This window comes from Rhodosalinus sp. (assembly GCF_041685465.1).
Lineage (GTDB): Bacteria > Pseudomonadota > Alphaproteobacteria > Rhodobacterales > Rhodobacteraceae > Rhodosalinus.
The window spans coordinates 1-9,148 of the sequence record NZ_JAWLFS010000121.1 but is presented as its reverse complement, the minus strand read 5'-3'; the positions used below and the strand labels follow the sequence as shown (position 1 = coordinate 9,148).

The following is a 9,148-nucleotide window of genomic DNA, read 5'->3' as shown; positions in this document are numbered from 1 at the left end:
GGGCTTCGCGCGACGGTTACGCTGCCGCGGGACCGGCGGGGGCCGGACGCGGCGTGAGCCTGCCGGGCGCCGGGGGCGCCGCGCGCGGCCCCGTGCGCGGGCCTGGTGCGCGGGCCTGCGACATCGGCTGTGGGGCGGGCGCGGATGGCACCCTCGCATCCTCGGTCGCGGGGCACTGGACCCTCGTCCCGACGCGACGGCCGGCCGGCTCAGAGCGGCGTTTCCGCGAGGCCGGCGCGGTGAAGCAGGATCTCGGCGCTGTCGTTCCAGACCTCCGTGCGCCGGATCAGCCCGTCGCGCACTGCGAAGAAATCGACGTAGCGGTTGCCGTCGAAGGGCGTGCCGTCGGGCCAGGCGCCATGAAGATGACCGGTCGTCCAGACGTGGACGCAGCCCGTCGCTGCGTCCGCGACGGCATCCGTGCGCAGCGGGCGCTTCTGCACCCGGGCGTAGCGGCGCGCGTTGAAGGCGGGCGGCTCCGCGGGGTCGTTCATCACGCGCCCCCCTGTGAAGACGATCACGCAGTCGGGCGCCAGATAACGGCGCGCTTCTTCCGCGTCGCCGGCCATCGACGCGGCCAGATAGGCGGCCACGACGTCCCGCGCTTCGGTGACCCGGTCGGCCATGGCGCTGCCTTTCAGCCGAGTTCGAAGGTGGTGACGCCGAAGGTGCGCCCGATGTCCTGCGCGGGCGGCGGCCCGCGCCACATGCGCGCCGTCTCGAATTCCGGGACGAGGCCGCGCGCCTCGGCGAGGGCGATGGCGGCGACGTTGGGTTCGGGCACGTCGAGGCTGAGCCGCGCGCCGCCCGTGCGCGCGGCGAGCCCGTCGAGCAGGGCCTCGGCCGCGGCCCGGTCCGCGGCGAAGAGCGGCCCGACCTTGTAGCCCTGCGCGCAGGCGCGCAGCACGCCGAGCCCGGCGAGCGCGCCATCGCGCAGGAGCACGCGGGCCTGCCGCGAGGGATCGCCCGTCAGCCAGTCGGCGAAGAAGGCCGCCCGGTCGAAGCCCGTCACCGCCCGGTCGAGCGCATGCGCGGCGCCGAGCTGGGCGGAGGCGAGCGGCAGGGTCATATCCGGCCCCTCCGGCGTGACGACGCCGGAGAACCGCAGGTTCCGATGCGCGAGCGCGAAGCCCGATCGCGCGTAGTTCGCCTGCTGCGCCGGAACGCCGTCGAGCCCGGTGGTGCGCGGCGCGAGGCGGGCCATCCCCGCCTGCCAGAGCGCGTAGCCGACACCCCGCCCGCGGTGCTCCGGGGGACAGATGTAGAGCCCGAGAAAGGCGGTCGCGTCGCCGAAGCGCACGATGGAAAGGCTCGCGGCGGGCTCCCCGGCCACCTCCGCGATCAGGAAACCGTCCGGGTCGGCCGCACGAAAGGCCGCGGCATCGGCGACGCCCGGGTTCCAGCCCTCCGCCTCGGCCCAGGCGAGAACCTGGGCCAGGTCGGCCGCGGTCATGGGGCGGATCGCGGGCGTCACGGCGCGGCCTTCGCCCGTGGCGGGGCGTAGGCCCCGCGTTTCGATGTGCGCAGGCCGGTGCCCACGAGCGCGCCGGCCAGCGCGAGGCCGGCGGAGATCCCCTCGACCACGGGGCAGGCGAATTCCTCGGAGAGGTCGGCGGCGAGCGTGGCCATGCCCGCGCAGCCGAGCAGGATGGCGTCCGCGCCGTCGTCGTTCAGCGCGGCGGCGGTCTCGCGCCGGATGGCGGCGAGCGCCTCTGGCGTACCAGTGTCGATGTCGAGCACCGGCACGCCCGCGGCCCTGAGCCCCGCGCAGCGCGCGGCGAGCCCATAGCGCGCGAGGTTGCCGCGCAGCACCGGCAGCGCCTCGGGCACCGAGGTGACCACGGCGAAACGGTCGGCCACCAGGGTCGCGCAATGGGCCGCCGCCTCGCCGATGCCGACGACCGGCGCGCGGGCGAGGCAGCGCGCGGCCTCGAGCCCCGTGTCGTCGAAACAGGCGATCACGTGGGCGTCCGCGCCCCGGCCCTCGGCCTCCTCGATGCGCTCCAGCATCCAGGGCACGGCACGCGCGCCGTCGACCGGCCCCTCGATCGAGAGCGGCCCGCCGGCCGCGCCGGTGGTGGTGACGCGCGCGCCCGCGGGCGCCGCGGCCTCGGCCGCGCGGGCGATACCCTCGGTCATCGCGGCGCTCGCGTTCGGGTTGACGACGTGGATGTGCATCAGCCGCGTTGCCTCCGGCGCTGAAGGAGCGTGGCGATCGTGAAGGCCACGAGGACCAGCAGGATCGAGCTCGCCGTGGTCGCCGTGCCGAGGGCGTAGATCTCCGGGTCGGTCACCGTCGTCGTCTTGGCAGCGAGCTGCATCGGCAGGGTGTTGTCGGCCCCCATCACCTGGCTCGAGCGGGCAAGCTCGTCCCAGCTCAGCGTGAAGCCGAAGACGGCGACGCCGATCAGGAAGGGCGCGATCATCGGCAGCGTCACGTGGCGAAAGGTCTGCCACGGCGTCGCGCCGAGGTCGCGCGCGGCCTCCTCGTAGGCGGGGTCGAACCGGTTGAAGACCGCGAACATGATCAGGAGACCGAAGGGCAGCGTCCATGTCAGATGCGCGCCGAGCCCGGAGGTGAAGGGCCCGAGCGCCGAGACGAAATCGCGCTGGATCCACTCGATCCCCCAGGCCATGCCGAGGCTCTTGATCGCGTCGTCGATGAGCCGGAACTCCAGCGCGATGCCGAGGGAGACGACGATGGAGGGCACGATCAGGCTCGCGATGGCGACGTAGAGAAGCAGCGTCGCACCGCGGAAGCCGCGCCGGAAGGCGAGCCCGGCGAGCACCGAGAAGGTGACCGTGAGCACCATAACCAGGAGCGCGAGGCGGAAGGAGCGCCGCAGCGCGGGGCCGATCTCGACCTGACCGCCGCCCTCGCGGAGCTTCTCGAACCAGTGGAACGAGACGCCGTTCATCGGAAAGACGAGCCCGCCTTCCGGCCCCTGGAAGGAGAGCACGAGGATCGCCATCATCGGCCCGTAGAGAAAGAGCAGGAACAGGGCGAAGACGCTCGCGAGCACGTAGAAGGAGCGGGGGCGGGTCTCTCTCACGTCAGAGCTCCTTGCGGATGTCGACGAGTTTCAGCAGCGCCCAGACGCCGGCGAGGACGGCGACGAGCAGGATCACCGCGTTCGCCGCGGCGAGCGGGAACTGCAGGAACTGCATCTGCGTCTGGATGATCTTGCCCACGCTCGCGATCTGCTGGCCGCCCATGATGCCAATCGTCAGGAAGTCGCCCAGCACGACGGTCAGCACGAAGATCGAGCCGATCAGGATGCCGGGCCGGGCCAGCGGAATGATGACGGCGGTCAGCGTCTGCAGGTCGCTCGCGCCCGCATCGCGCGCCGCCTCGATCAGGGAGCGGTCGATGCGCATCAGCGAGTTGAAGATCGGCACCACCATGAAGAGCGTGTAGAGATGGGTGAGCGCAAGCACCACGGCGAAGTCCGAGTAGAGCAGCCACTCCAGCGGGGTGTCGGTCACGCCCATCGAGATCAGCGCCTGGTTGACCAGCCCGTTCCGCCCGAGGAGCGGAATCCACGAGATCATCCGGATGACGATCGAGGTCCAGAAGGGGATCGTGCAGAGCAGGAAGAAGATCACCTGAACCTTCAGCGAGCGCACGTGGAAGGCGAGGAAATAGGCGACCGTGAAGCCGAGCGTCAGGGTGCAGGCCCAGACGATCACGCCGAATTTCAGCGTCGAGAGGTAGGTTTCGAAGGTCGTGCAGAGATCGGGGAGCCGCGCGAGACAGCCGCCGAACACCTCGCCGTAGTTCTGCGCGGTGAACGCGGGCTCGATCGAGTACTGGGTGTACTGCCAGAAGCTGACGACGATCGTCGCCGCCAGCGGCAGCAGGAAGAACACCAGGAAGACGAGCGCCATCGGCGCCGCCTGCAGGTAGGGCGCCGCGCCGTGTCCCTCGCGCCGCGAGGCGCGCCGGGCGCGGGCGGAGACCCGGTTGCCCCGGGTCTCCGCGATGGTGTCGGCCGTGTCGCTCACGCCGCGATGAACTCGTTCCACTTGCGGACCATGTACTCGTTCTCGTCCATGACCGCGTTCCAGCAGGCGACCGAGCCCATGCGCTCCGCGTAGGAGCCGCCGTCGCGCACCGCGCCGGCCTCTTCGAGAAGGCGCCCGTCGGGGGCATAGATGTCCTCCTCGGCGGCTTCGCCCTCGTACCAGTAGGCCCACTCGTAGGGCTCCATGTACTCCTTCGCGGTCTCCAGCACGGCCGGGTAGTAGCCCTGCTTCGACAGATGTGCGCCGGCCCAGCCCGAGAGGAACCAGTTGATGAACTCGTAGGCCGCGTCCTCCTTGCGCCCGTCGATCGTGCGCGGCAGGCCGAAGCCCGAGGCCCAGGCGCGGTAGCCCTCGTCGAGCGGCTGGTAGATGCAGGGAATGCCCTGCGTGCGCACCGCCGTCACGGCGGGCGACCACATCGACTGGATCACCACCTCGCCCGAGGCCATCAGGTTCACGCTTTCCTGGAAGTTCGACCAGAAGGCGCGGAACTGCCCGTCGCGCTTGGCCTCGATCAGCTTCTCGATGGTGAAGTCGATCTCCTCGCGGGTCATGTTCCCCTTGTCGCCATAGGAAATGTCGCCGCGCGCCTCGAGCGCCATGGCGGCGTCCATGATGCCGATGGAGGGGATGTTCAGGATCGCCGACTTGCCCGCGAAGTCCGGGTCGAGCAGCGAGGCCCAGGAGGTGATGTCCTTGTCGATGAGGTCGGGCCGGATGCCGAGGGTGTCGGCGTTGTAGGTCGTCGGGATCAGCGTGATCCAGTCGGTGGGCTCGCCGGCGAAGGAGGTCGCCGTCTGATCTCCGAGGTAGAGCACCTCGTGCGGCGCCGTTCCGTCCCAGCCCACGGCCTCGCCCTCGACGGTGCCCGAGGCGATGACGCTCGCCAGGTCGCCGATGCGGTCGATGCGCTTGGCGTCCATCCCCTTCATGTTGCCCGAGGGCACGAGGTTCGGCAGCGCGAAATACTCGGTGTCCACCAGGTCGAAGGAGTTCGGCTGCGTGATCACCCGGCGCGCCACCTCGTCGGTGTTCACCGCGATATACTCGATGTTGATGCCGAGCTCTTCCGAGGCCTTCTCGGCGATGGCGGGCGACTGGTTCACCGCCGTCGAGAGATAGCGCAGCGTCACCGGGTCCTGCGCGTGCACGAAGGGCGCGGGGAAGGCGGCAGCGCCGGCCATCGCGGCGCCCCCCTTGAGCACGGCGCGGCGGGTGGGGCCGGATCGTCCTGTCGGTCGGGTCATTGTCTCTCTCCTGTTGGTCGGGTCTTTGGCGGGGTCGCGCTCAGCCGTCGGGCGTGAGCTCGTGCACCGCGTCGGGCCGCCAGCCCACGGCGACGGCAGCGCCGGGTTCCAGCGGGCGTTCGAAGAAGGCGCGTTCGGCGAGCACCGCGCTCAGGCTCTCGCCGCGGTCGGTCTCGAGCCCGACGCGCACGTCGGGGCCGCGGTACTCGATCTCGCGCACGGTGGCGCGGCGGTTGGCCTCGGCCCCGGCGTCGGCCGGCGCGAGGGCGAGCGCGTCGGCGCGCAGCGTGATGGTGCGCCCACCCTCGTCGAGGATGTTGTGACCGCCGATGAAGCGCGCGACGAAGGGCGTGCGCGGTGCGTTGTAGACCTCGCGCGGGGGGCCGGCCTGCGCGATGCGCCCGTCGTTCATCACCACCACCATGTCGGCGAGCGCCATCGCTTCCTCCTGGCTGTGGGTGACATGGATGAAGGTGATGCCGAGCTCGCGCTGGATACGCCGCAGCTCCGAGCGCATGCGCACGCGCAGAAACGGGTCGAGCGCCGAGAGCGGCTCGTCGAGCAGGAGGACCGAGGGTTCGTTCATCAACGCGCGGGCGAGCGCGACGCGCTGCTGCTGGCCGCCCGAAAGCTGGTTGGGCTTGCGGTCGGCGAAATCGGTCATCGAGACGAGGTCGAGCAGCTCCCCCGCCCGCATCAGCCGCGCCTCGCGGCCCACGCCCTTCATCCGCAGCGAAAAGGCGACGTTCTCGGCCACGCTCAGATGCGGGAAGAGGGCGTAGTTCTGGAACATCATCGCCGTGCCGCGCCGGGCGGGCGGGTCCTCGGTGACCGCCGTGCCGCCGATCAGGATGTCGCCGTCGGTGACGCTCTCGTGGCCGGCGATCATGCGCAGCGTCGAGGTCTTGCCGCATCCCGACGGCCCGAGAAGGCAGCAATAACTGCCGGCACGGACCTTGAGGCTTATGGCGTCGACGGCCAGTGCGCCGTCGTATCGTTTGGTGGCAGCGACGAGCTCCACCTCCCTGGCTTCGATCATGGGTCGCTCCTGTTCGCCCGGAAGGGGGTGCTGTCGGCGCGGGGCAGGCTCAAGCGATACGTCCGGCTCGGGGCCGGATTTGCGCGCGACTTCCTCCATTGCACAGGAATTGATCGCGCCCGAGGCGTCGTTGCCCGCAAACGCGCCACGTTGCGGGTCGCGGTCCGAGGTCGCGCCTTGACCGGGGCCGAGGGGCGTGGTCTGACCCGGGCGGGGCAAGGTGCGGACAGGATGATACGGGCGCTCTACGACTGGACGCTCTCGATGGCCGAGCATCGGCGGGCGCTCTGGGTGCTCGCCGCGGTCTCGTTCGCTGAGAGCTCCATCTTCCCGATTCCGCCCGACGTGCTGATGATCCCGATGATCCTCGCCGCGCCGCACCGGGCCTGGGCCATCGCGGGGGTCGCGCTGGTGGCCTCCGTCCTCGGCGGGCTCGCCGGATACGCGATCGGGGCCTTCGCCTACGATTCGCTCGGGCGGCCGGTGCTGGAGGCGCTCGGCAAGGAGGACGCGATGGCCGCCTTCAACGAGACCTTCAACGGCGTCGGCTTCTGGGCCGTGCTCGCCGCGGGCGTGACTCCCTTTCCCTACAAGGTCATCACCATCATGTCGGGCTGGACGGGGCTCTCGATGGGCACCTTCCTCGTGACCTCGGTGCTCGCGCGGGGGCTCCGGTTCTTCCTGGTGGCGGCGCTCCTGCGGGTTTACGGCGCACCGATCCGGGACTTCATCGAGCGCCGGCTCGGCCTGATGTTCGTTCTCTTTGTCGCGCTCCTGGTCGGGGGCTTCGCCGTGGTGAGGGTGATATGACGCGCAACCGGCTGATCCTGATCGCGGCGGCGGGCTCGGCGCTGCTGCTGGCGATGGCTTTCGGCTTCCAGTACCTGGGCGGGCTTCCGCCCTGCGCGCTCTGTCTCTGGCAACGCTGGCCGCATGCCGCAGCGGTTCTCGTCGGCGGGCTCGCCCTCGCGGTGCCGGGCGCGCTGCTGCCGCTCTTCGGCGCGGCGGCGGCGGCGGCCACGGGCGGCATCGGCGTCTATCACGCCGGTGTGGAGCGTGGCTGGTGGGAGGGACCGGCGACCTGCTCGGGCGGGGGCGACGTCGGCGATCTCTCGGTCGAGGAGCTCACGGCGCAGATCATGGAGGCGCCGGTCGTGGCCTGCGACGAGGTGGCCTGGGCCTTCGCGGGGCTCAGCATGGCGGAATGGAACGCGGTGCTGTCCTTCGCGCTCGTGGCGATCTGGATCGCCGCCGCGCTCCGCGCCTGGCGGGACTGACCTGGCCGGCGGGGTCCCTTGCACGCCTTGCGGCCCGAGATTAGGTTTTCCGCACCGACAGAGACAGAAGAGGCGGCCCACGGATGCCCATGCAGGCACAGGAGATCGAGGCGCTGATCCGCGCAGCCTTTCCCGAGGCGAAGGTCACCATCACGGATCTCGCCGGCGACGGGAATCACTATGCTGCCGAGGTCATCGACGAGAGCTTTCGCGGACAGAACCGCGTACAGCAGCAGCGGGCCGTCTATGCCGCGTTGAAGGAAAAGATGGCCGGCTCCGAGGGGGAGCTGCACGCGCTCGCCCTGACGACGAAGCCGCCGGCGTGAGGGCATTTGCTGGACTATCTGCCATGGGCGATCGTCGCGGTCTTCACCCTGATCTTCCTGCTTGCCGGCGGACACGAGTGGCGCCGGCGCCGCGAGCTGGAGGAGCCGGAGGATCCGCGCGAGGCCTTCACCTTCGACACCGAGGCGCCGAGCTACGAGGCGCCGCCGGACGAGAGCGATGAGAGCGCACCACCCGTAGAGCGGGCGGATGCGCACGACAGGGAACCGGGCGAGGGGCCCGAGCACGAGGAAAGGCAAGAGGCGACCATGAGCGACGCCAGGACCCAGATCGAAGACACGGTGAACGCCAACGACGTGGTGCTCTACATGAAGGGCACGCGGTCGATGCCGCAATGCGGCTTCTCCAGCCGGGTGGCCGGCGTGCTCAACTACATGGGCGTGGAGTTCACCGACGTGAACGTCCTCTCCGACGAGGATATCCGGCAGGGCATCAAGGACTACTCCGACTGGCCCACCATTCCGCAGCTTTACGTCAAGGGCGAGTTCGTCGGCGGATGTGACATCATCACCGAGATGACGCTCTCGGGCGAGCTCGACCAGCTCTTCGACCAGAAGGGCGTGACCTACGACAAGCAGGCCGCCGAGAAGATCCGCGAAGCCAACGCCTGAACCTCAGGCGCGGCCCCCGGCGCGCCACCGCGCCCAGTCCTCCGGCGTGTCGAGATCGGTGACCGCACGCCGGCCCGGCAGGGCGAGCCGCTGCAGCCGGTCGGCGTGGCGCGCGACGACATCGCGCCCGCCGCGGTCGCCGGTGACGCCCCCGAGTTCGACCAGAAGATCGGCCGGAAAGATCACCGGGTGGCCCGGTGTCCCGTCCTCGGCGGTCGCCTGCCAGAGGCCGGGCGCATCCCGGAACGCATCGATCAGCGCGCGCAGGTCGGGGGTGTCGATCTCGGGCATGTCGGCAGGCAGGATCATCACACCCGCCAGGCGGGTCGGCATTGCCGGCAGCGCGGCGCGCAGGCTGGCCGCCATCCCTTCGGATGGGCCCGGCACCTGTACCCATTCCACATCGAGCCCCTCGATCGCGGCGTGCCGCGGCCCCTGCGTCCCGGGGAGCGCCACGCAGACGCAGCGCGTGGCTTCCCGGGCCCGCGCCGCGACGAGCGAAAGCAGTGCAAACCCCCCGACAGGCTCGAGGAGCTTGTCGCGCCCTCCCATGCGGGACGACGCCCCCGCCGCCGGGATCAGGATGCCGATTTCCTCCACCGC

Annotated in this window: 12 protein-coding genes; 4 read left to right on the top strand and 8 right to left on the bottom strand. The window is 70.7% G+C overall.

What is annotated here, in order from left to right; translation table 11 throughout:
- Positions 1–209 precede the first annotated feature (209 nt).
- The 7 genes from ACESL7_RS09465 to ACESL7_RS09435 all read right to left on the bottom strand — a co-directional run bounded on the left by ACESL7_RS09465 (position 210) and on the right by ACESL7_RS09435 (position 6,312).
- Complete coding sequence (locus ACESL7_RS09465; protein WP_372893074.1) at positions 210–626, bottom strand: nuclear transport factor 2 family protein; 417 nt, start codon at positions 624–626, stop codon at positions 210–212.
- Between the two features lie 11 nt (positions 627–637).
- Complete coding sequence (locus ACESL7_RS09460) at positions 638–1,453, bottom strand: GNAT family N-acetyltransferase (RefSeq protein ID WP_372893073.1); 816 nt, start codon at positions 1,451–1,453, stop codon at positions 638–640.
- A gap of 17 nt (positions 1,454–1,470) precedes the next feature.
- Positions 1,471–2,178 (bottom strand): aspartate/glutamate racemase family protein, encoded by a 708-nt coding sequence (locus ACESL7_RS09455; RefSeq protein ID WP_372893072.1) that lies wholly within the window; start codon positions 2,176–2,178, stop codon positions 1,471–1,473.
- Entirely contained in the window at positions 2,178–3,053 is an 876-nt protein-coding gene (locus ACESL7_RS09450; protein WP_372893071.1) for an ABC transporter permease, read from the bottom strand. Before ACESL7_RS09450 ends, ACESL7_RS09455 begins: the two co-directional genes overlap by 1 nt.
- Before the next feature lies 1 nt (position 3,054).
- A complete protein-coding gene (locus tag ACESL7_RS09445) occupies positions 3,055–3,888 on the bottom strand; it encodes an ABC transporter permease (protein ID WP_372893077.1) in 834 nt (277 codons plus the stop codon).
- A 113-nt stretch (positions 3,889–4,001) separates the two neighbouring features.
- Positions 4,002–5,273, bottom strand: a complete 1,272-nt coding sequence (locus tag ACESL7_RS09440; protein WP_372893070.1) for an ABC transporter substrate-binding protein — start codon at positions 5,271–5,273, stop codon at positions 4,002–4,004.
- A gap of 40 nt (positions 5,274–5,313) precedes the next feature.
- A complete protein-coding gene (locus tag ACESL7_RS09435; protein WP_372893069.1) occupies positions 5,314–6,312 on the bottom strand; it encodes an ABC transporter ATP-binding protein in 999 nt (332 codons plus the stop codon).
- 231 nt (positions 6,313–6,543) lie between these two features.
- Between ACESL7_RS09435 and ACESL7_RS09430 the strand changes: the two genes are divergently transcribed.
- The 4 genes from ACESL7_RS09430 (at position 6,544) to grxD (ending at position 8,545) form a co-directional block, all read left to right on the top strand.
- Positions 6,544–7,122 carry a YqaA family protein gene (locus tag ACESL7_RS09430; RefSeq protein WP_372893068.1) on the top strand — a complete coding sequence of 193 codons (579 nt, stop codon included), beginning with the start codon at positions 6,544–6,546 and terminating at the stop codon, positions 7,120–7,122.
- Positions 7,119–7,589: a disulfide bond formation protein B gene (locus tag ACESL7_RS09425; RefSeq protein ID WP_372893067.1), complete on the top strand. Its 471-nt coding sequence runs from the start codon at positions 7,119–7,121 to the stop codon at positions 7,587–7,589. The genes ACESL7_RS09430 and ACESL7_RS09425 overlap by 4 nt, the downstream gene beginning before the upstream one ends.
- 83 nt (positions 7,590–7,672) lie before the next feature.
- Positions 7,673–7,915, top strand: a complete 243-nt coding sequence (locus ACESL7_RS09420; RefSeq protein ID WP_372893066.1) for a BolA/IbaG family iron-sulfur metabolism protein — start codon at positions 7,673–7,675, stop codon at positions 7,913–7,915.
- Between the two features lie 267 nt (positions 7,916–8,182).
- Positions 8,183–8,545, top strand: a complete 363-nt coding sequence (grxD, locus tag ACESL7_RS09415) for a Grx4 family monothiol glutaredoxin (RefSeq protein ID WP_372893076.1) — start codon at positions 8,183–8,185, stop codon at positions 8,543–8,545.
- Between the two features lie 3 nt (positions 8,546–8,548).
- Here grxD and ACESL7_RS09410 read toward each other — a convergent pair whose 3' ends face one another.
- Complete coding sequence (locus ACESL7_RS09410) at positions 8,549–9,145, bottom strand: nucleotidyltransferase family protein (protein ID WP_372893075.1); 597 nt, start codon at positions 9,143–9,145, stop codon at positions 8,549–8,551.
- Positions 9,146–9,148 lie beyond the last annotated feature (3 nt).